This window comes from Streptomyces sp. NPDC002845 (assembly GCF_053591955.1).
Genome location: NZ_JBSFUU010000008.1, coordinates 98746 through 118559 on the forward strand (window position 1 = coordinate 98746; position 19814 = coordinate 118559).

Consider the following 19814-nt stretch of genomic DNA (forward strand, 5'->3'; position numbering starts at 1 on the left):
GCGCCACGGCTCTCCACTGCGGACAGCAGTCTTGGGCCGTCGTTCACACGTCCGACCAGGTAAAACGGGCGGAACCTTCCGAACGGAGGGCAGGGTTCACCCCAGCCCGGCCAGCGCCTCCCGCACCACCGCCAGATCACCGTCCGACGCCAACCCCGCGTGATACAGCCGCAGTTCACTCGCCCCCAGCCCGGCCGCGCGTGCCGCGTCCGCCGCCAGGGTGGCCGGGCTGCCGCCCATGCCGGACACCACGGTGAAGTTGGCCGCGAGCACGGTGCCCTCCTTGTCCTGTTCGGCGAACGGCGTCAGCAGCCCCGGCCCGCCCGTGCACGGCACGACCGCTCCGTCGGCGACGCCCAGGATGTGCCCGGCGTCGACGCCCGCGTTCGCTCCGCAGTGGTACGACACCGGGTCGGCGTGCAACAGCACCTGGAACCCGTCGGGCGCGGTGGCCCGTACCGCCGTGACCGCCGCCTCCTGAAGGGACCGCGCGGTCGCGTCCCGCCACGCGCGCGTGCCGCCCGCGAACTCGCCCCCGAGCAGCTTCTCCACGGCCGCCCAGCCCCCGTCGGACGGGGCCCCCCGCCACACCGGCTCCAGCGCGGCCCGTACGGCCGACGCCAACTCCTCGGCATCCAGGTCCTGTTGCCCGTACCCCTCCCGGCAGGCCGGGCAGAAGCACAACGACATCAGATACTGTGCGGCGTCCCCGAGCCCGACCCCGGCGGTCTTGTCGTGGGCGTGGAGGTGGGTGAGCCCGTACCACCCGAGCGACTCCAGCTCGGTCCCGCGCGCCCCGGGTCGTACGGCCGCCTCGACGGCGAGGTCGACCAGGTACTCCCGGGTCTCCGGCTGGGCGATGCAGGGCGCCCACCCGTACCGGTCCCCGTACGCGTTGACCACGGACGTGTCCGGGAACTCCTCCCCCAGCCGGGAGTTGTGCGCCAGCACGACCCAGGTGTGCACGTCGAGCCCGGCCTCCGTCAGCGCCGCGGCGGCCTCCCCGTACGCGTCCCCGGGCGCCCACTCCCCGGCGGTGTACGGCCGCAGCCGCCGCCCCGACCACCGTGCCTCCTCCGGCGGGTAGAGCACGGCGGCGTGCGCGGCGGTGACGATCCGGTGGCGGGGGTGGCGGGGGGTCAACGCGCGCGTGGAGTGGTACGCGGAGGCGAGCGTCACCTGCCGCACCCCGAGCCCCGCGATGAACTCCCCCGCTCCCGGGTCCCCGTTGACGTCCCAGGGGTAGACGAACGCCGACGCCTTCATTTGCCCTCCTCAAGCAGCCCGTACCCGCGCTCGATCAGCTGCGCGAGCTGCTTGACATGATCCTCGGTCGGTTCGTGCAGCGGAGGCCGCACCTCCCCCACGTCGAGACCCCGCAGCCGTACCCCGGCCTTGACGAGTGACACGGCGTATCCGCGTCCCTGGGCTCGCAGTTCGACGAACGGGCGGTAGAAGCCGTCGATGAGCCGGTCGACCGTCGCGTCGTCGCCGGAGTTGTACGTCCGGTAGAACGCCAGGGCGATCTCGGGCGCGAAGCAGAAGACGGCGGACGAGTACAGCGTGATCCCGATGCCCCGGTACGCGAGCCCGGTCAGCTCGGCCGTCGGCAGGCCGTTGAAGTAGAGGAAGTCGCCCGGCACCTCGGCGCGCACCGCGCTGACGGTCCGCTGCATCAGGTCCAGGTCGCCGACGCCGTCCTTCAGCCCGATGATCCCCTCGGTGCGGGCCAGCCCCACCACCGTCCCGGGCGTGAACACGGCGTTGTCGCGCTGGTAGACGACGACGGGGAGCGAGGTCGCGGCGGCGAGTTCCCGGTAGTGGCGCAGCAGCCCTTCCTGCGCGGCCACGACGAGGTACGGCGGCAGGGCGAGCAGCCCGTCGGCGCCGGCCTCCTCGGCGAGCCGTGCGTACCGGACGGCGAGCGCGGTCCCGTAGCCCGCGCCCGCGACGACCGGCACCCGTCCCTCCGCCGCCTCGACGGCGGCCCGTACGCACTGCTGGAACTCCTCGGGGGTGAGCGCGTGGAACTCCCCGGTGCCGCAGCACGCGAAGACGGCGGCGGCCCCGGCCTCGACGCCCCGGCGGACATGCGTGCGGTACGCGTCGAGGGCGAGCGTGCCGTCCGGGCCGTACGCCGTGACGGGGAAGAACAGCGGCCCGCTCGGGACACCGAGTCGGGCGGCGAGAGGGGCTGACGACGTCACGGGCTCTCCCAGGTCCATATTTCTGACTTGCGTATATATTTCTGAACAGCATCACCCTAGGACGCCCCTTTGGAGCCGGTCAAGCACGCAAACCCGCAACTCAGCTGCGGATTCCGCCCCTCCGCGCCACACTTGACGCACCACACCGCCGCTCCTTAGCGTGTCCACGCATGTGAATGCCGTACGCACATACGTACGGCCGTCGCTCCAAGGAGACCGAGGATGCCCGCTCCCCGTACCGTTCTGCTCACCGGCGCCGCCGGCGGACTCGGCACCCTGATGCGGGAGCTGCTCCCCCAGTACGGCTACGAGCTGCGCCTGCTCGACCTGCGCCCGATCGAGGGCGAGCCGGACGCGATCACCGCGGACCTCGCCGACAAGGCGGCCCTGCGCGAGGCCGTGCGGGGCGTCGACGCGGTCCTCCACCTCGCGGGCATCTCCCTGGAGTCCTCCTTCGAGAAGATCCTCAAGGCGAACATCGAGGGCACGTACAACCTGTACGAGGCCGCCCACGAGGAGGGCGTACGGCGGATCGTCTTCGCCTCCTCCAACCACGCGGTGGGCTTCACACCCCGCCCCGAGGGCGACGACCCCCTGATCCCGGTCGACACCCCGCACCGCCCCGACACCTTCTACGGCCTGTCCAAGTCCTTCGGCGAGGACCTCGCCCAGTTCTACTGGGACAAACACGGCCTGGAGACCGTCTCGGTGCGCATCGGCTCCTGCTTCCCCGAGCCCACCGGCGTCCGCATGGTCTCCGTCTGGATGAGTCCGGCCGACGGCGCCCGCCTCTTCCATGCGGCCCTGACCGCCGAGGACGTGGGGCACACGGTGGTGTACGGCTCCTCCGCCAACACGCGGCTGTGGTGGGACCTCTCGACCGCCCGCGCACTCGGATACGAGCCTCAGGACGACTCCGAGCCGTACGCCGAGAAGCTGATCGCCGAGCAGGGCGAGCTGGACCCGGAGAACGTGGCGCATTCCTACCTGGGCGGCCACTTCGTGAGCGACCCCCCGATCTGGCCGTACTGACCGGCCGTACTGACCGAAACCAGTCGTCTCAAAAGGGCGGGCGGGCACCGAACGGGCCCGCCCGCTCTCGTATTCGGGCATCCGTGCTGCCCGATCTCACGCCCTTGTTCACAGCCTCGCAGGTCCGAGGCGGGCACCGGCCGAGTCAAACGGGCACATACGGGCGCCATCGGGCCTGCAACAGGCCTGGTCAGTGCCGCACAGTCGCTGTAGAACTTCCGGCATGGGCCTCACCGGGCCCGAACGGGCACCGGCCTGATTCGCCCCGGAGGCGAGCGAGCCGGAGAACAGAGCACAGCAGGAGGTGTCGACGATGACCCCGAGGACGGCCGAAGAGCGCCAGCGCGAGATCGTGCACGCCGCACGCCGTACCGGCTCGGTCGACGTCACCACGCTCGCCGCCGAACTGGGCGTGGCGAAGGAGACCGTACGACGCGATCTGCGTGCCCTGGAGGACCACGGACTGCTCCGCCGCACCCACGGCGGCGCCTACCCCGTGGAGAGCGCCGGGTTCGAGACGACGCTCGCCTTCCGCGCCACCAGCCACGTACCCGAGAAGCGCAGGATCGCGGCCGCCGCGGCCGAGCTGCTCGGGGACGCGGAGACGGTCTTCGTCGACGAGGGCTTCACCCCCCAGCTCATCGCCGAGGCCCTGCCCAGAGACCGTCCGCTGACCGTGGTCACGGCCTCCCTCGCCACCGCGGGCGCGCTCGCGGAGGCGGGCAACACCACGGTGCTGCTGCTCGGCGGCCGGGTGCGCCCCGGCACACTCGCGACCGTCGACCACTGGACGACGAAGATGCTCGCCGGCTTCGTCGTCGACCTGGCGTACATCGGCGCCAACGGCATCTCCCGCGACCACGGCCTCACCACCCCCGACCCGGCCGTCAGCGAGGTCAAGACCCAGGCGATCCGGGCCGCACGGCGCACGGTCTTCGCCGGCGTGCACACCAAGTTCGGCGCGGTCAGCTTCTGCCGGTTCGCGGATGTCGGGGCCCTGGAGACGATCGTCACCAGCACCCTGCTCCCGTCGGCCGAGGCCCACCGCTACTCCCTGCTCGGGCCGCAGGTCATCCGCGTCTGAACAGCCAAACCGACCGCGTCTGAAACCGCCAGGACCGACCTCGTCTGAAACCTCCAGGCCGCCAAGACGCACCGCGCATACGGAAATCCAGCACACCCACCCACCCCACAGGGCACCCCCACGCCCATTACCGTCCGCTATCTCCCTATATGTCCAGGAGTAATCCATGCGAACCCAGAGCCGACGAACGCCACGCACCTTCCTCGCCGTGGCCGCCGTAGGGACGCTGATCACCTCACTCGCCGCCTGCTCGGGCGCCGGCGGCGGATCCGGATCGGGCGGCGACTCCATCAACGTCCTGATGGTGAACAACCCGCAGATGCTTGAGCTGCAGAAGCTCACCGCCGACAACTTCACCAAGGACACCGGGATCACGGTGAACTTCACCGTCCTCCCGGAGAACGACGTCCGGGACAAGATCAGCCAGGACTTCGCCAACCAGGCGGGCCAGTACGACGTCGCCACGCTCAGCAACTACGAGATCCCGATCTACGCCAAGAACGGCTGGCTCCACTCCCTGGACTCCTACGTCGAGAGCGACACCGCCTTCGACCAGGACGACATCCTCACCCCGATGACGCAGGCCCTCACCGCGGAGGACGGCCGGCTCTACGGCGAGCCCTTCTACGGCGAGTCCTCCTTCCTGATGTACCGCAAGGACATCTTCGACAAGGCGGGCCTGACCATGCCCGAGAAGCCCACCTGGCAGGAGGTCGCCGACCTGGCCGCCGAGGTGGACGAGGCCGAGTCCGGCATGAAGGGCATCTGCCTGCGCGGTCTGCCCGGCTGGGGCGAGGTGATGGCACCGCTGACCACGGTCGTCAACACCTTCGGCGGCACCTGGTTCGACAAGGACTGGCAGGCGCAGGTGGACTCCAAGGAGTTCAAGGAGGCCACGCAGTTCTACGTCGACCTGGTCCGTGAGCACGGCGAGTCCGGCGCCGCGCAGGCCGGCTACGCCGAGTGCCTGAACAACATGACGCAGGGCAAGACGGCCATGTGGTACGACGCCACGGCCGGCGCCGGCTCCCTGGAGGCCGGCGACTCCCCGGTCAAGGGCAAGATCGGCTACGTTCCGGCCCCGGTCGAGAAGACCGAGAGCTCCGGCTGGCTCTACACCTGGGCGTGGGGCATCCAGAAGGCGTCCAAGAACGCCGAGAACGCCTGGAAGTTCATCTCCTGGGCCTCCGGCAAGGACTACGAGAAGCTCGTCGGTGAGTCCATCGGCTGGGCCAACGTGCCGGGCGGCAAGCGTGCGTCGACCTACGACATCCCGCAGTACCGCGAGGAGGCCGCCGCCTTCGCCGACGTCACCCGGGACGCCATAGCGAACGCCAAGCCCGAGGACCCGGGCGTGCAGCCCCGGCCCGCGCCCGGCATCCAGTTCGTCGGCATCCCCGAGTTCACCGACCTGGGCACCAAGGTCTCCCAGGAGATCAGCTCCGCCATCGCCGGACGGCAGTCCGTGGACAGCGCGCTGAAGAACGCGCAGAAGCTCGCCGAGGCCGTAGGCAAGAAGTACGAGGGATCATGACCGTCACCACTCCCCCCACCCGGGTCGCCGCCGCCAGTCCGCGGCCGGCGACCCGGCCGCCGAACCGCATGCGCGCGTGGGCCACCCGGGCCCCCCTGCTGCCCGCGCTGATCTTCATGATCGTCGTGACGCAGCTGCCCTTCGTGGCGACCCTGGTGATCTCGTTCTTCGACTGGAACGCGCTGTACCCGGACGAGCGTCACTTCGCCGGCTTCGCCAACTACTCCGAGGTGCTGAGCACACCCGACCTGCGCAAGTCGGTGTGGACGACCGCCCTGCTGACCTTCACGGTGGTGTTCGTCAGCCTGGTGCTCGGCATGCTGCTGGCGCTCCTGCTGGACCGTAGGTTCCGCGGCCGGGCCGCCGTGCGCACCATGCTCATCGCCCCCTTCCTGCTGGTTCCCGTGGCGGCCGCGCTGCTGTGGAAGCACGTGCTGTTCAACCCCGAGTACGGCCTGTTCAACGGCGTCCTGAACTGGATCGGAGGGGACGGGGCTCCGCAGCCGGACTGGATCTCCGAGATGCCGCTGATGGCGGTCGAGGCCTCGCTGATCTGGCAGTGGACCCCGTTCATGACGCTGATCCTGCTGGCGGGACTGCAGAGCCGCGACCCGGAGCTGATCGAGGCCGCCCGGATGGACGGCGCGAACAACTGGCAGGTGTTCGTCCACCTCACCCTGCCGCACATGCGCCGCTACATCGAACTGAGCGTGCTGCTCGGCTCGATCTACATCGTGCAGAACTTCGACGCGGTGTACACGATCACCTCCGGCGGCCTGGGCACCGCGAACCTGCCGTACACCATCTACCAGACCTTCTACCAGGCACACGAGAACGGTCTCGCCTCCGCGGCCGGTGTCCTCGTCGTCATCGGCTCGCTCATCCTCGCGACCTTCGCCCTGCGCGTGGTGTCGTCCCTGTTCCGTGCGGAGGTGTCCCGCGCATGACCACCATCACCACCACCGCCCCGGGGCGGAGCCGGCCCGGCGTCCGGCTCCGGAGCGCGGGTCTCGGGGTCGCCGCGTGGCTGGCCGGCATCCTGTTCGTGCTGCCCATCCTGTGGATGGTCCTGACGTCCCTCCACTCCGAGGCGGACGCGGCGACCAACCCGCCCTCGATCGCCGCCTCGCTCACGCTGGACAGCTACCGCGAGTTCTTCGGCGTGGACGGCGGCGCCAGCCCCTGGCCCGCGCTGATCAACTCGGCGACGGCATCGCTGGTCTCCACCCTGCTGACGCTGGTCCTGGCGCTGCCGGCCGCGTACGCGCTGTCCATCCGGCCGGTGAAGAAGTGGACCGACGTCCTGTTCTTCTTCCTGTCGACCAAGATGCTGCCGCTGGTGGCCGGTCTGCTGCCGATCTACCTGTTCGCCAGGAACACCGGCCTGCTCGACAACATCTGGGCGCTGGTCATCCTCTACACGGCCATGAACCTGCCGATCGCGGTGTGGATGATGCAGTCCTTCCTCTCCGAGGTGCCGGTCGCGATCATCGAGGCGGCGCAGATCGACGGCGCCAGGCTGCCGACGATCCTCGGGCGCGTGGTGACCCCCATCGCCCTTCCCGGCATCGCCGCGACCTCCCTGATCTGCTTCATCTTCAGCTGGAACGAGCTGCTCTTCGCCCGCGTGCTGACGGGCGTCGTCGCCGAGACGGCCCCCGTCTTCCTCACCCGCTTCATCACCAGCCAGGGCCTGTTCCTGGCGCAGGTGTGCGCCGCGTCGCTCGTCATCTCCCTGCCGGTGCTCGCCGCAGGGTTCGCCGCCCAGGACAAACTGGTCCAGGGCCTGTCCTTGGGAGCCGTCAAATGAAGGCCGCCGTCATCGAGTCCGTGGGCCGCGCCGTCGTCTCCGAGGTCCCGGACCCGACACCAGGGCCCCGCGAGGTCGTCGTGGAGGTCGCGGCCTGCGGGCTGTGCGGTACGGACCTGCACATCCTCCAGGGCGAGTTCGCGCCGAAGCTGCCGATCGTGCCGGGCCACGAGTTCGCGGGCGAGGTGGTCGGGGTCGGCACCCAGGTCACGGAACTGTCGATCGGCGACCGGGTGGCGGTCGACCCCTCCCTCTACTGCTACGAGTGCCGCTACTGCCGTACGGGCCACAACAACATGTGCGAGCGGTGGGCGGCGATCGGCGTCACCACCGCGGGCGGCGCCGCGCAGTACGCCGTCGCTCCCGTCGCCAACTGCGTACGGCTCCCCGAGCACATCCGCACCCAGGACGCGGCGCTGGTCGAACCCCTGTCCTGCGCGGTACGCGGCTACGACGTGCTCCAGTCCCGGCTGGGCGCCCACGTCCTGATCTACGGCTCCGGGACGATGGGCCTGATGATGCTGGAGCTGGCCAAGCGCACGGGCGCCGCGAGCGTGGACATGGTGGACGTCAACCCCACCCGCCTGGAGACCGCCCGCCAACTCGGCGTCTCGGCCTCCGCCGCGAACCCCGACGAACTGGACCGCCCCCAGGGCTGGGACCTCGTCATCGACGCCACGGGCAACGCGGCCGCGATCCAGGACGGCCTGGACCGGGTGGCCAAGGCGGGCACCTTCCTCCAGTTCGGCGTGGCGGACTATGCGACGAGGGTGACGATCGACCCGTACAAGATCTACAACCAAGAGATAACCATCACGGGTTCGATGGCCGTCCTCCACAGCTTCGAGCGCGCGGCGGAGCTCTTCGCGACGGGTGTCCTGGACCCACAGATCTTCATCAGCGACCGCCTCCCCCTGACGAGCTACCCCCAAGCCCTGGACCAGTTCGCGTCGGGGGTGGGAAGGAAGATCGTGGTCATACCGTAAGGACTCCTTGGGTTCCCCGGTCCCCTGATTTTCCTCGCCCCCGCCGCCCCTACCCGTCCCATCCCCCAGGGGCTCCGCCCCTTCGACCCCGCCAAGCCGGCTCCGCCCCCCTGGCCCCCCTTCGGGGCTCCGCCCCGAACCCCGCTCCTCAAGCGCCGGAGAGGCTGAACCCCCACCTCGGCCCCTCCAGCCCGTCCGGCGCTTGAGGACTAGGCCGTTCAGGCCGATCCCACAGCAACCCTCACCCACCCCCGGCCCCCAGGCGGGGTCGAAGGGGCGGCAGCCCCTGGGGATGGGACGGGTAGGGGCGGCGGGGGCGAAAACCACTGGGGCCAGCCCCCGCCGAGCCTTACCCTTCGGAACATGCCCAAACCCCACGGTTTCCACTACGAAACGCACGCGGACGGCACCGTCCAGATCACCCACCACGGCCACCCCGCAGGCACCCTCCGCGGCCCCCGAGCCGACCAGTTCCTCACCGAGGCAGAGACGGACGACCCCCAGCTGGTCATGGCCCGCTGGACGGGAAACTACCGCCGGGGCAACGAGCGCACGGCCCGCAACCACCCCCGAAACCGCCACTGACCGGACTGGCACCCGATCGGCACCCGATCGGGTGGCACGGTAAGGGAACGGTAAAGCGGGCTGGCTCGTTCACGGGTCATGACAGCTATGACCCCCGGCTCGAACATCCCTCTCTCCGCCGCCCGCGTAGCGGTGGACGTCGCCGCCCCCGTGCGGCTCGACGTATCGGGCCTGCTGCTCACCGCCGACGGCAAGGTGCGCTCCGACGACGACTTCATCTTCTACAACCAGCCGACCGGCCCGGGCGTGACGTACCGCTCGGGAGGCGGCGCCACCCCCGACTCGATCACGGTCGACACAACGGCCGTCCCCCCGGGCATCGAGAAGATCGTCGTCACGGCCAGCCCGGACGCGGCGGGCCAGACCTTCCAGGGCATCGAACCCACCGCCACCATCCGCAACGCGGACGACGGCTCGGCCCTCGCCACCTTCACCCCGCCCCAGCTGGGCACGGAAACGGCCCTCGTGATCGTGGAGATCTACCTCCGGGGCGGCGCCTGGAAGGCCCGCGCGGTCGGCCAGGGGTACGCGAACGGCCTGGCGGGCATCGCCACGGACTTCGGCGTCACGGTGGAGGAACCGACCCCTGCCCCCGTTGCCCCGCCCGCCCCCGCGATGCAGCCCCCGGTGACCCCACCGGCCCCGCCCATGAGCCCTCACGTCTCGGCACCCCCGGCCCCCGCCACCCCTCCCCCGGCCGCGGGCACCGGCAAGATCAACCTCGACAAGGGCCGCGTCAGCCTCCAGAAGAACCAGACCGTCTCCCTGGTCAAGGGCGGCCGCCCCCTGCTCTCCCAGGTCAAGATGGGCCTCGGCTGGGAGCCGGCGTACCGGGGCAAGGACATCGACCTCGACGCCTCGGTCATCGCGTACGGCCCGCAGCGCAACCACATCGACAGCTGCTACTTCGGCAAGCTCTCGATCGTCAACGGCGCGATCAAGCACTCCGGCGACAACCTCACAGGCGAGGGCGGCGGTGACGACGAGGTGATCGTCGTCGACCTCGGCCGCCTCCCCCAGGAGGTCACCGGCCTGGTCTTCACGGTCAACTCCTTCTCCGGCCAGAAGTTCACCGAGGTCGCCAAGGCCTACTGCCGCCTCCTCGACGCCGCCACCGGCGAGGAACTCGTCCGCTTCGACCTCACCAACGCCGAGGCCCAGACCGGCGTCATGATGGCGAAGCTGATCAAGCAGTTCTCCGGCGAGTGGGAGATGACCGCGATCGGCGACTTCGTCAAGTCCCGCACGGTCAGGGGGATGGTGAAGCCGGCGGCCCAGGCCCTGTGATCAATACCGGGGGTGGGGGCACGAGTCCCCCCACCCCCACCCGGGCGGTCAGGCCCCGGACCTAGAACAGCGTGCTGTACGCGTTGAGCGCCGGCTGCCCGCCCAGGTGGGCATACAGCACGGTCGAGTCACGGCCGATCTCCCCGCGCCCGACCAGATCGATCATCCCGGCCATCGACTTCCCCTCGTACACGGGGTCGGTGACCATGCCCTCGGTCCGCGCGGCGACCCGCATCGCCTCCAACGTGGTCTCGTCGGGGACCCCGTACGTGCCCGCGTGGTACCGCTCGTCCAGCTCGACGTCGACCTCGGTCAACTCCCGCTTGACGCCGATGAGTTGACCGGTGTTGTGGGCGATCCTGGCGATCTGCGCCCGGGTTTCGGCCGGCTTGGCCGAGGCGTCGATCCCGATCACACGCCGCGGCCGCCCGCCCGCTTCCTCCAGGGCCGCGAACCCGGCGACCATGCCCGCCTGGGTGGAACCCGTCACCGAGCACACCACGACGACATCGAAGAAGACCCCCAACTCCCGCTCCTGCTCCGCCACTTCGTACGCCCATCCGGCGAAGCCGAGCCCGCCGAGCGGATGGTCGGAGGCGCCGGCGGGGATGGCGTACGGCTTGCCGCCGCTCTCCTCGACCTCCCGCAGCGCCTGCTCCCAGCTCTCCTTGAACCCGATCCCGAACCCGGCGCGCACCAGCCGCACATCGGCACCGGCGAGCCGGCTGATCAGGATGTTGCCGACCTTGTCGTACACGGCGTCGGGCCACTCCACCCAACTCTCCTGTACCAGCACGCACTTCAGCCCGGCGCGAGCGGCGCAGGCTGCGACCTGGCGGGTGTGGTTGGACTGCACCCCTCCGATCGAGACCAGTGTGTCGCAGCCCTGCGCGAGCGCGTCGGCGACGAGGTACTCCAGCTTGCGGGTCTTGTTGCCGCCGTACGCGATACCGGAGTTGCAGTCCTCGCGCTTGGCCCACATCGCCGCGCCACCGAGGTGCTTCGTCAGGCGCTCCAGCGGGTGCACGGGAGACGGCCCGAAGAGAAGGGGGTAACGGCCGTACTCGGAAAAGGACATGGGAGCCTCCAGAGTTCTCCGGATTCACGGGATTCACGGGATTCAGAGGACGTCATCAGCGAGCTCCTCCAAGCCCCGCCAGATCTCCGCGGTCACGCGCACCGCCTCGTCCACGTCACCGCCCGCGCAGGCCTCGATCAGCCGCTCGTGCAGCCCGGCCGAACGGCAGTTGCCGCCCTCGCCGAAGCGCCGTCGCTCCAGTCGGCGGATGAGGGGCGTGTAGCGCGCGATGGTCGCGGCGGCGGCCCGGTTGTCGCTCATCCGGACCAGGACGTCGTGCAACTCGTCGTCAGCACGGAGGGCGGCGTCCACGTCCCCCGAGCCGACAGCCGCCGCGAACCGCGCGTTGGCCGTGCGCATCACGTCGATATCGGCGCCGCCCAGCCGGGGCACGGCCACCCGGGTCACCAGCTCGTGCACGGCCCCGACCACGGCCGCCGCGTCCCGTACCTCGGCGGCCACGACCGGCGTCACCCGCGTATAGCTCTGTGGCTTGCTCTCCAGCAGCCCTTCGTCCACGAGCCGCGAGAAGGCCTCGCGCACCGGCCCCCGGGAGAGCCCGAGCCGCTCGGCGAGCTCGGCGTCGCGCACCACCGCGCCGGGTTCGATCTCACCGACGACGATGGCGTCCCGGATCGCTTCGTAGGCGCGGTCTCTCAGCAGGGTCCGGCGGACGGGCCGTATCGCCTCCATGAATTGAAATGTTAGATGTCAGAGCAGCACGCGGACAAGGCCGTGGCCCGCACCGAAGTACGGGCCACACTCACCTCTCGCGCTCAGGCCACCCAGGGCCAGTCCTCGTCCCGAGCCGATTCGAGCAGCGGAACCATTCGGAAAGCCGCGTCTGAGAGGCCGCCGAACGTATGCCGGTTCCCCTTCCCCGACGGGCCGTGACCCGCCCGGTGTCCCGCCAGGTTCCAGGTGTAGACCGGCACGTCCGCCGGGACCTGCTCGGTCGGGTCGCCGTGGCGGTTGTACGCGTACTGCTCGTCGGTGACGATCAGCACCCGGTCGTGCTTCCTGTAATGACGGCGCACCGCCTCGGTGGTGTCGGTACCGCCCAGGTCGCCGAAGCGGCCGAGGATCTTCAGCACCGACTCGCCCTTGCGGAACCTCATGCGATTGCTGCTGCTGCCGAACTCGACGAGATCCGCGTCCGCCGCCCGCAGCGCGAGCGCCGTGCCGAAGATCGCCGCCGCGTCGGCCCGGCTGAGCTCGGAGCGGTCGGACATCCGCGAGTAGAACATCGAGCCCGAGCGGTCCACGAGCACCAGGGTCCGGCCGGACAGCACGGGCACGTTGGCCAGCGAGTGACCGAGCGCCTGCTCCAGCGGGTACGACCAGCGCAGCGAGGGCGCGTGCTGGTACGCGGCGAGGTAGCGGAACGGGAACTGCCGCGAGCGCGCGACCTCCGCCGGGTCGCTGATGCGCGCGGCGACCTGTGCCGCCACCTCGTCGGAGACGCCGGCCTCGTCGAAGTTCCGAAGGTTCCGGGTCAGCGCCATCGGGCCCATGGCCGGAATCACGGCCTCCCAGGCCGCCTTGTCCATCGGCCCCTGCAGCCAGCCCGCCAGCGCCTCCCACGTCATCCCCGCCGCCGCGAGCCGCTCGGCGCCGCCCGGCGAGGTGATGACCGCGCGCCGCTCCGCCACCGGCAGTGCCATCAGCTCGCGGTGCGCGGTGAGCAGGCGGTTCGACGCGGGCGGTACCGCCGTGTCCGGGTTGTGGCGCCGGTCGAGGGCGTACTGGAACAGCTCGCCCTGCCACGGCTTGTCGGGGTCCGGCGCCGCGTGCACGAGGTTGAGGATGTCACCGAAGCGGTAGCCCTTGGACGCCGTGTCGTACTTCAGCAGCGACTTGCCGCTGTAGAGACGTCGTACGGCGTCGGCGATGCCCCGCTTCACGGGCTTGGGGATGTTGCGGCCGTACATCGAGGTCCAGTAGGCGAGCAGCTCACCGGGCTCGTCCGGGCGCTGGAGCACGGAGCCCACGACCTGCCGGTTCGACGGCCCGTCGGTGGCACCGGCGTCCAGCCGCGCCTTCACGTACTCGGCGGCGCCCACGATCGAGGCCGTCCGCAGGTTCCCCTCGCCGCGCAGCCAGCCGAGCAGGCCGGCCGTCCAGGACGGGTCCTCGACGGCGAGCTTCCGCACGAGCGCGGCGAACCGGTCGTCGCGGGCCTCGCCGGTCTCGTAGAAGGTCTTCTGGGATACGAAGTTGGCGACCGACAGCAGAAAGAGCTCGGAACGTGTGTCGCGCTCTCGGCCTCGGCCGCCCTCGTATGTACGAAGGATGCGTCCGGTCGAGGTGACTCGCGACGTGGGCTGCGCCTTGGCCGCCCTGGTGTTGAATCGTGCCACGGTGAATTCCCCCGAATTCGTTCGCGTTTCGGAGGGAGGAGCGGCAAGAGGAGTGTGCCCGAGATCAGGGGTCGGCGGCGGACTTGGCCGAATGCTCTGCCGCGCCTCCCGAGATCAAGTCGGCGGCGGCCTGGATTCTGTGGGAGAGAAGTAGCCGCAGCCCGCGCACCGGGAGGTGCGAGGTAATTCCTGGTGTCCAGAGTTCAGGTCGGCTGAACCGACGTAGGTGCTCTAACCCCTGAGCTACACCGGCCCGTTGTACCGGTGGCGGGACTCGAACCCGCGGCCGCCCCATTATCAGTGGAAGTAGGTCCTGCCTTCGCACCTGGACATGCACAACTTTAGGAGGACGGCCACGGCCTCAGCGACTGAATTAATTACCCGCGCTTTCCATGCCGACGTTCAGCTCAGATCGCTCGCCCCCGCCGCGCTCACTCCGACCGCTGCGACCGCGCCTTGAACGCCGCCTTCCGTGCCTCCTTGGCCACCTTCTTGTCGGGGTGCAACCGCCCCATGGCCTCCAGCACATCGGCCGTGGCGGGATGATCCACCCGCCAGGCAGTGGCGAAGAACCCGCTGTGCTGCTGGGCCAGGCCCTCCACCAGGGCCTGGAGCTCCGCCGAGTTGCCCTCGGCGGCGAGTTGGGCGGCCAGGGTGTCGATGGTCAGCCAGAAGACCATCGACTCGGGCGGCGCGGGCACGTCGGTGAGGCCGCGTTCCGTGAGCCACACCCGGGCGAGCCCGCCCAGTTCGGCGTCGTCGAGGACCTCCCGGAGCGCGGCCTCGGCCTCCAGTCCGACCAGGGACAGGGCTTGCTGGCAGCGCAGGCGTCGCAGCGGTCCGCCGGAGTCGGAGCCCCGGGCCGCGGTGAGCAACTCCCGGGCCGCGGCGAGGGGTTCGCGCCGGGCGACCCACTGCTCGGTCTCGGCCTGGGCCGCCGCGGGCGGGAAGGAGGCCGTGCCGTCGAGGAGGGCATCGGCGCCCTTGTCCGAGAGGTCCCCGACGGCGGGCGCGGTGATGCCCGCCTCCAGCAGCCGCGCCCGCAGCCCGTACAGGCCGAGCGGGGTGAGCCGCACCATGCCGTAGCGCGTGACGTCCGTGTCGTCGATCTGGGCGGCAGCCCCCTCGGCTGCCCCCCCTGCGGCCTCCTCGGCATCGGCCATGAGTGCCTCGTCCACGGGCTGGTACTCGACGAGCCCGACCGGCTCCAGCAGCCGGAACTGGTCGTCGAGGCGCATCATCGCGTCCGACACCTGCTCCAGTACGTCGTTGGTGGGCTCGCCCATGTCGTCGGGCACGATCATGGAGGCGGCGAGCGCGGGCAGCGGCACCGGACCGTCGGCGGGCCCTTCCTCGCCGACGGTCAGCAGGTAGAGGTTGCCGAGGACACCGTCGAGGAACTCCGCCTCGGCCTCGGGGTCCCAGTCCAGCTGGGAGAGGTCGATCTCACGGCCGTCGTCCATGGCGTCGACGAGGTCGTCGAGGTCGGGCACGGTCGCGTCGGCCACGACGGTCTCCAGCGCGGTCAGCCAGACGCCGAGCACGTCCCGCGGCGCGCCCGCGGTGAGCGTCCGCAGTTCCTCGCCCGCGGCGACCGTCCCCTCCTCCTCGTCCGTGACCTCGACCAGGCCGGTGTCGACGGCCACCCGCCAGGCCTCGCTCGCGAACGCGGCAGCGTCCTCGCCGGAGAGCCCCAACTCGGCTGCTGCCTGCGGGAGTTGCTCGTCCACGAGTTCGCCGCCGGCGCCCAAACGGGTGTCCGGTCCGGCCCAGCGGGCGAGCCGCACGGCGCGGGAGAGCAGCGGAGTGGCGAGCGCGTCCCGCGCCAGCTCCGCTTCGGAGTGCAGCCGCACCGGGGGCAGGGGCGAGCTCTGGGACATCGGCTGGTTTCTCCTCCGGACAAGCGATGCGGGCGGGACAAGCAGGATATGCGGCGCAAGAGGTACGGGACGCCGGGGCCCCGGGGGACTCCGCGCGAACCCTGCACCGGACCCGCACCGGGACCCGATGCGGACCCGTACGGACCCCGTGCAGACCCCGTACGGCCCTCCGCGCAAACCCTGTGCGGACCCCGCGCGAACCCGCAGGATCCGCCAGCCGCCCAGCGACCAGCACGCATCCCGCGACACCATGCCAGGCGCCACCTCGTGACAACCGCTCAGCCTAGACGGATTTCCACCCATGCCGCCCGGTTCACGTCCCCGTCAGGAGCTGTACATGGCTGAAACCTTGACAAGGTGACTGACCAGGCAGGAGATTGACGCGCGTAGAAACCCAGGAGTAGCTCCGCACGGCTGCTGGCCCGTCTTCTACGCGCGTCGCCACCGGACCCCAACCGGTTGCACTCACCCTTCGTTCCACCCTCGTCCCGGCGCTCACGTATATCCCCGGAGGGATCCCGTTGCCGAGCAAGAAAACCGCGCGTCTCGCCGCGCTCACCGTCGCCGCCGCCTGTTCCACGGTGTCCGCCGTGGTCTTCACCTCGTCCGCCGAGGCAGACGTCATACGCATTCACGACATCCAGGGCAGCGCCCGGATATCCCCGCTCGCGGGCCGGCAGGTCACGGACGTGGCCGGAATCGTCACGGGCGTGCGGACCTACGGGTCCCGTGGCTTCTGGATGCAGGACCCGCAGGCGGACAACAACCCGGCCACCAGTGAGGGCGTCTTCGTCTTCACCGGCTCCACGCCTGAGGTCGTGGTCGGCGACTCCGTCACGGTCTCGGGCACGGTGACCGAGTTCGTTCCGGGCGGCACTTCGTCCGGAAACCAGTCCATCACGCAGATCACCCGGCCCACCGTGACCGTGGTCTCCAGCGGCAACGCCGTCCCGGCCCCGAAGGTCGTCAACGCCAAGTCCGTGCCGGGCGAGTACACCCCGGCCGGCGACACGGCCACGAACGGTTCCGTCAACGGCCTCGCTCTGGACCCCGCCAAGTACGCCCTGGACTACTACGAGTCCCTGGAGGGCATGAACGTCCAGGTCTCAGACACCCGCGTGGTCACCGCCAGCAACCGGTTCACCGAACTGTGGGTCACGGTGAAGCCGCGCGAGCACGCCAACCGCCGCGGCGGCACCGTCTACGGCTCCTACACCTCGCAGAACACCGGGCGGCTGAAGATCCAGTCCCTCGGCTCGACCACCGACTTCCCGGACGCGAACGTGGGTGACGTGCTGACGGGCACCACCACGGGCCCGATGGACTACAACCAGTTCGGCGGCTACACGCTGGTCGCGAACGAGCTCGGCGCCCTGAAGCAGGGCGGCCTGGAGCGCGAGACGACCCGCAAGCAGAAGCGCGGCGAACTCGCGGTGGCGACGTACAACGTCGAGAACCTGGACCCGTCCGACGACTCCTTCGCGGACCACGCCGCCGCGATCGTGAACAACCTCCGGTCGCCGGACATCGTGACCCTGGAGGAGATCCAGGACAACAACGGCACAACGAACGACGGCACGGTCGCCGCCGACCAGACGGTGCGGAAGCTGATCGACGCGGTCTCGGCCGCGGGCGGCCCGGCGTACGAGTGGCGCGGCATCGACCCGGTCGACGGCGAGGACGGCGGGCAGCCGGGCGGCAACATCCGCCAGGTGTTCCTGTTCAACCCCGAGCGGGTCTCCTTCACCGACCGCGCGGGCGGTGACGCGACGACCGCCGTCGGCGTCAAGAAGGTGTACGGCAAGGCGCGGTTGACCGCGTCTCCGGGCCGCATCGACCCGACGGGCGACGCCTGGGAGGACAGCCGCAAGCCGCTCGTCGGTGAGTTCGTCTTCCGCGGCAAGACGGTCTTCGTGATCGCGAACCACTTCGCGTCGAAGGGCGGCGACCAGGCGCTGCACTCCCAGTTCCAGCCGCCGGCGCGCGGCTCGGAGACCCAGCGCCATCTGCAGGCGGCCTCGGTGAACGCGTTCGTCAAGGACATCCTGGCAAAGCAGAGGAACGCGGACGTCGTCACCCTCGGTGACATCAACGACTTCGAGTTCTCCGAGACCACCAAGCTCCTGGAGAAGGGCGGCGCCCTCTGGTCGGCGTTCAAGTCGCTGCCGAAGAGCGAGCGTTACTCGTACGTCTTCCAGGGCAACGCCCAGGTCCTGGACCAGATCCTGGTCAGCCCGTCGATCCGCTGGAGCTTCGGCCTCGCGTACGACAGCGTGCACATCAACTCTGAGTTCCACGACCAGATCAGCGACCACGACCCGCAGGTGCTGCGCTTCAGGCCGTAACCCGCTGGGAGATGCCGTACGTCACTGAGCCCGGCCCTCGTCAGGGGGGCCGGGCTCAGTCGTGCCGGGAGGCGGGGGCGTTCGCGGAAGGGAGCGGAACGAAAGCGTGGGCCTCAGGCGGCGAATACGCCGTTCAGCCAGTCCCGCCAGGCGAGTTCGTTGCTCTTGGCGTCGGCGTCCGGCGCGAAGTCGTGGACGCTGATGCCGACCGGGCCGCCCCAGTGGTTGCGGCCGAAGAAGCGGATGAGCGCGCTGTCGGTGCGCAGCCCGATGAAGTACGGGTTGCGGAAGTCGACCACGGCGTCAAGGAGTTGGCCTTCGGGTCCCCGGGCCTGGACCCGCGCGCCCTCGGCGGTGTCGTCCGCGAGGCCGAGCGCCCGGCCGACGGCGGTGAAGGCGTCGGCGGCCGTGGACGCCTCGGGGCCGTCCTCGAAGGAGGCGAAGGCGACCGGGCGGCCCTTGAAGTGCTTCAGGTACTGGCTCAGGGTGTGCAGGTAGAAGTCGGTGTGCTTGCCGGCGCCGTCGTACTGGTTGTCCCAGTCCTCGACGAACATGCCGCTGTGCACGTACCGCACCCAGGCGCGGCGGCCGTCGTCGCGCGGCTCGATGGTGTAGTCGAGCTGGTTGAGCGTCTGCTGCGAGATCCCCTCGACGTCCTCGACTCGGTTGGTGTAGTGGTGCGGTGGGTCCCAGGCGGTGACCGTGGACCCCCAGGGGCCGGTGCCGCCCACCCGTGGCTCGGGTGCCTCCATGGGCCACAGCCAGCCCCCGGTGTCGCTGGTGACGGCCTCCCACACCTGCTCGGGCGTGGCGTCGACCTCGATCTCGCGGGCGATCTCGAATTCCCTGGCTTCCTTCGTCATGGTGAGCTCCTGAGCGTCAAGCGTGCGCGAGTGGGCGCAAGTGGGCGGGTCAATCGGTGAGTTCGGGGGCTTCGGCGGCTTCGGCAGCCGGGGGCTCGGTGGCCTGCGGCGGTACGTCGGCGGCCTGGGGTTTGACCGTGGGATGGACGGCGACGACGATCCGGTGCGGGCGGCCGCCCTCCGCGTTCCCGTCGTGGTACTTGCGGATGAGCGCGCCGACGCCCGCCGTCAGCTCCTCGATGAACGCGGCCCGGTCGGCGGCCGAGGCGAAGGTCACCTCGCCGTCGAGCGCGTAGGTCGCGAGCCGCTTGCGGGCCTTCGCCGCACCCGTGATCAGCGTGCCGACATCACGCACGAGCCGGGCGCCGAGCGCGAGCAGCCAGCGGGCGGAGAGGTGGTCCCGGAAGCGGTCCGGGTCGGGCTGCACCGCGGCGAGCGCGAGCGGCGAGATGACGTACGACATGGCCGTCGCCCGCATCAGCCGCTCGGTGACGTTGCCCTTGCGGCGCTCGCCCGCCAGCTCGACCAGGCCGTGCCGCTCCAGGGCCTTGAGGTGGTAGTTCACCTTCTGCCTCGGCAGGCCGACCTTGCCGGCCAGCATGGCGGCCGACGCGGGGCCGGCCGCCAGCTCGGCGAGCAGCCGGCCCCTTATGGGGTCCAGCGAGGCGGCGGCGGCCGCCGGGTCCTCGATCACGGTCACGTCCAACATGCGTCCACCATCGCACCGAAAACTTTTTTTGTCCAGACGGTTGGAGTTTTCGGT

At 70.3% G+C, this 19814-nt stretch carries 17 protein-coding genes; 9 read left to right on the forward strand and 8 right to left on the reverse strand.

Features of this window, described 5'->3' with window-relative positions:
* Nucleotides 1–96 precede the first annotated feature (96 nt).
* Nucleotides 97–1266: a hypothetical protein gene (locus ACWD3C_RS07980; RefSeq protein WP_451141271.1), complete on the reverse strand. Its 1170-nt coding sequence runs from the start codon at nucleotides 1264–1266 to the stop codon at nucleotides 97–99.
* Nucleotides 1263–2225, reverse strand: coding sequence for a 5-dehydro-4-deoxyglucarate dehydratase (locus tag ACWD3C_RS07985; RefSeq protein WP_451141273.1), 963 nt, complete (start codon nucleotides 2223–2225; stop codon nucleotides 1263–1265). The genes ACWD3C_RS07980 and ACWD3C_RS07985 overlap by 4 nt, the downstream gene beginning before the upstream one ends.
* 204 nt (nucleotides 2226–2429) lie before the next feature.
* Here ACWD3C_RS07985 and ACWD3C_RS07990 point away from each other — a divergent pair, with 204 nt between their 5' ends.
* The 8 genes from ACWD3C_RS07990 (at nucleotide 2430) to ACWD3C_RS08025 (ending at nucleotide 10525) form a co-directional block, all read left to right on the forward strand.
* Nucleotides 2430–3239, forward strand: coding sequence for an NAD-dependent epimerase/dehydratase family protein (locus ACWD3C_RS07990; RefSeq protein WP_451141275.1), 810 nt, complete (start codon nucleotides 2430–2432; stop codon nucleotides 3237–3239).
* Between the two features lie 313 nt (nucleotides 3240–3552).
* Nucleotides 3553–4323, forward strand: coding sequence for a DeoR/GlpR family DNA-binding transcription regulator (locus ACWD3C_RS07995; RefSeq protein ID WP_451141277.1), 771 nt, complete (start codon nucleotides 3553–3555; stop codon nucleotides 4321–4323).
* Nucleotides 4324–4489: 166 nt separating this feature from the next.
* Entirely contained in the window at nucleotides 4490–5857 is a 1368-nt protein-coding gene (locus tag ACWD3C_RS08000) for an ABC transporter substrate-binding protein (RefSeq protein WP_451141279.1), read from the forward strand.
* Entirely contained in the window at nucleotides 5854–6804 is a 951-nt protein-coding gene (locus ACWD3C_RS08005; RefSeq protein ID WP_451141281.1) for a carbohydrate ABC transporter permease, read from the forward strand. The genes ACWD3C_RS08000 and ACWD3C_RS08005 overlap by 4 nt, the downstream gene beginning before the upstream one ends.
* Nucleotides 6801–7667, forward strand: coding sequence for a carbohydrate ABC transporter permease (locus ACWD3C_RS08010; RefSeq protein WP_451141283.1), 867 nt, complete (start codon nucleotides 6801–6803; stop codon nucleotides 7665–7667). The genes ACWD3C_RS08005 and ACWD3C_RS08010 overlap by 4 nt, the downstream gene beginning before the upstream one ends.
* Complete coding sequence (locus ACWD3C_RS08015) at nucleotides 7664–8653, forward strand: zinc-dependent alcohol dehydrogenase family protein (protein WP_451141285.1); 990 nt, start codon at nucleotides 7664–7666, stop codon at nucleotides 8651–8653. Before ACWD3C_RS08010 ends, ACWD3C_RS08015 begins: the two co-directional genes overlap by 4 nt.
* Before the next feature lie 363 nt (nucleotides 8654–9016).
* Nucleotides 9017–9238: a hypothetical protein gene (locus ACWD3C_RS08020; RefSeq protein WP_451141287.1), complete on the forward strand. Its 222-nt coding sequence runs from the start codon at nucleotides 9017–9019 to the stop codon at nucleotides 9236–9238.
* Between the two features lie 87 nt (nucleotides 9239–9325).
* The gene (locus ACWD3C_RS08025) at nucleotides 9326–10525 is read left to right on the forward strand and encodes a TerD family protein (RefSeq protein ID WP_451141430.1); all 1200 of its coding nucleotides are present in this window, start codon (nucleotides 9326–9328) and stop codon (nucleotides 10523–10525) included.
* Nucleotides 10526–10586: 61 nt separating this feature from the next.
* Here ACWD3C_RS08025 and ACWD3C_RS08030 read toward each other — a convergent pair whose 3' ends face one another.
* The 4 genes from ACWD3C_RS08030 to ACWD3C_RS08045 all read right to left on the reverse strand — a co-directional run bounded on the left by ACWD3C_RS08030 (nucleotide 10587) and on the right by ACWD3C_RS08045 (nucleotide 15843).
* A complete protein-coding gene (locus ACWD3C_RS08030) occupies nucleotides 10587–11603 on the reverse strand; it encodes a 1-aminocyclopropane-1-carboxylate deaminase (RefSeq protein WP_451141289.1) in 1017 nt (338 codons plus the stop codon).
* Between the two features lie 42 nt (nucleotides 11604–11645).
* Nucleotides 11646–12296 (reverse strand): GntR family transcriptional regulator, encoded by a 651-nt coding sequence (locus ACWD3C_RS08035; protein WP_451141291.1) that lies wholly within the window; start codon nucleotides 12294–12296, stop codon nucleotides 11646–11648.
* Nucleotides 12297–12379: 83 nt separating this feature from the next.
* Nucleotides 12380–13963 (reverse strand): TROVE domain-containing protein, encoded by a 1584-nt coding sequence (locus ACWD3C_RS08040; protein ID WP_451141293.1) that lies wholly within the window; start codon nucleotides 13961–13963, stop codon nucleotides 12380–12382.
* 431 nt (nucleotides 13964–14394) lie between these two features.
* Entirely contained in the window at nucleotides 14395–15843 is a 1449-nt protein-coding gene (locus tag ACWD3C_RS08045) for a hypothetical protein (protein ID WP_451141295.1), read from the reverse strand.
* Nucleotides 15844–16364: 521 nt separating this feature from the next.
* On the opposite strand from ACWD3C_RS08045, the gene ACWD3C_RS08050 reads away from it, so the two are divergent.
* Entirely contained in the window at nucleotides 16365–18188 is a 1824-nt protein-coding gene (locus ACWD3C_RS08050) for an endonuclease/exonuclease/phosphatase family protein (RefSeq protein ID WP_451141297.1), read from the forward strand.
* 113 nt (nucleotides 18189–18301) lie between these two features.
* On the opposite strand, the gene ACWD3C_RS08055 is transcribed toward ACWD3C_RS08050, so the two are convergent.
* Nucleotides 18302–19051, reverse strand: coding sequence for an SRPBCC family protein (locus ACWD3C_RS08055; RefSeq protein ID WP_451141299.1), 750 nt, complete (start codon nucleotides 19049–19051; stop codon nucleotides 18302–18304).
* Between the two features lie 49 nt (nucleotides 19052–19100).
* Entirely contained in the window at nucleotides 19101–19760 is a 660-nt protein-coding gene (locus tag ACWD3C_RS08060) for an ArsR/SmtB family transcription factor (RefSeq protein ID WP_451141301.1), read from the reverse strand.
* Between the last annotated feature and the right edge of the window lie 54 nt (nucleotides 19761–19814).

Excerpts from the sequence above, each read along its gene's own strand:
- ACWD3C_RS08035 (WP_451141291.1), bottom strand. The coding sequence starts at position 12,296 with ATGGAGGCGATACGGCCCGTCCGCCGGACCCTGCTGAGAGACCGCGCC.
- ACWD3C_RS07985 (WP_451141273.1), bottom strand. The coding sequence starts at position 2,225 with ATGGACCTGGGAGAGCCCGTGACGTCGTCAGCCCCTCTCGCCGCCCGA.
- ACWD3C_RS07995 (WP_451141277.1), top strand. The coding sequence starts at position 3,553 with ATGACCCCGAGGACGGCCGAAGAGCGCCAGCGCGAGATCGTGCACGCC.
- ACWD3C_RS08020 (WP_451141287.1), top strand. The coding sequence starts at position 9,017 with ATGCCCAAACCCCACGGTTTCCACTACGAAACGCACGCGGACGGCACC.
- ACWD3C_RS08060 (WP_451141301.1), bottom strand. The coding sequence starts at position 19,760 with ATGTTGGACGTGACCGTGATCGAGGACCCGGCGGCCGCCGCCGCCTCG.
- ACWD3C_RS08015 (WP_451141285.1), top strand. The coding sequence starts at position 7,664 with ATGAAGGCCGCCGTCATCGAGTCCGTGGGCCGCGCCGTCGTCTCCGAG.
- ACWD3C_RS08005 (WP_451141281.1), top strand. The coding sequence starts at position 5,854 with ATGACCGTCACCACTCCCCCCACCCGGGTCGCCGCCGCCAGTCCGCGG.
- ACWD3C_RS08025 (WP_451141430.1), top strand. The coding sequence starts at position 9,326 with ATGACCCCCGGCTCGAACATCCCTCTCTCCGCCGCCCGCGTAGCGGTG.
- ACWD3C_RS08010 (WP_451141283.1), top strand. The coding sequence starts at position 6,801 with ATGACCACCATCACCACCACCGCCCCGGGGCGGAGCCGGCCCGGCGTC.
- ACWD3C_RS08030 (WP_451141289.1), bottom strand. The coding sequence starts at position 11,603 with ATGTCCTTTTCCGAGTACGGCCGTTACCCCCTTCTCTTCGGGCCGTCT.
- ACWD3C_RS07990 (WP_451141275.1), top strand. The coding sequence starts at position 2,430 with ATGCCCGCTCCCCGTACCGTTCTGCTCACCGGCGCCGCCGGCGGACTC.
- ACWD3C_RS07980 (WP_451141271.1), bottom strand. The coding sequence starts at position 1,266 with ATGAAGGCGTCGGCGTTCGTCTACCCCTGGGACGTCAACGGGGACCCG.
- ACWD3C_RS08000 (WP_451141279.1), top strand. The coding sequence starts at position 4,490 with ATGCGAACCCAGAGCCGACGAACGCCACGCACCTTCCTCGCCGTGGCC.
- ACWD3C_RS08045 (WP_451141295.1), bottom strand. The coding sequence starts at position 15,843 with ATGTCCCAGAGCTCGCCCCTGCCCCCGGTGCGGCTGCACTCCGAAGCG.
- ACWD3C_RS08055 (WP_451141299.1), bottom strand. The coding sequence starts at position 19,051 with ATGACGAAGGAAGCCAGGGAATTCGAGATCGCCCGCGAGATCGAGGTC.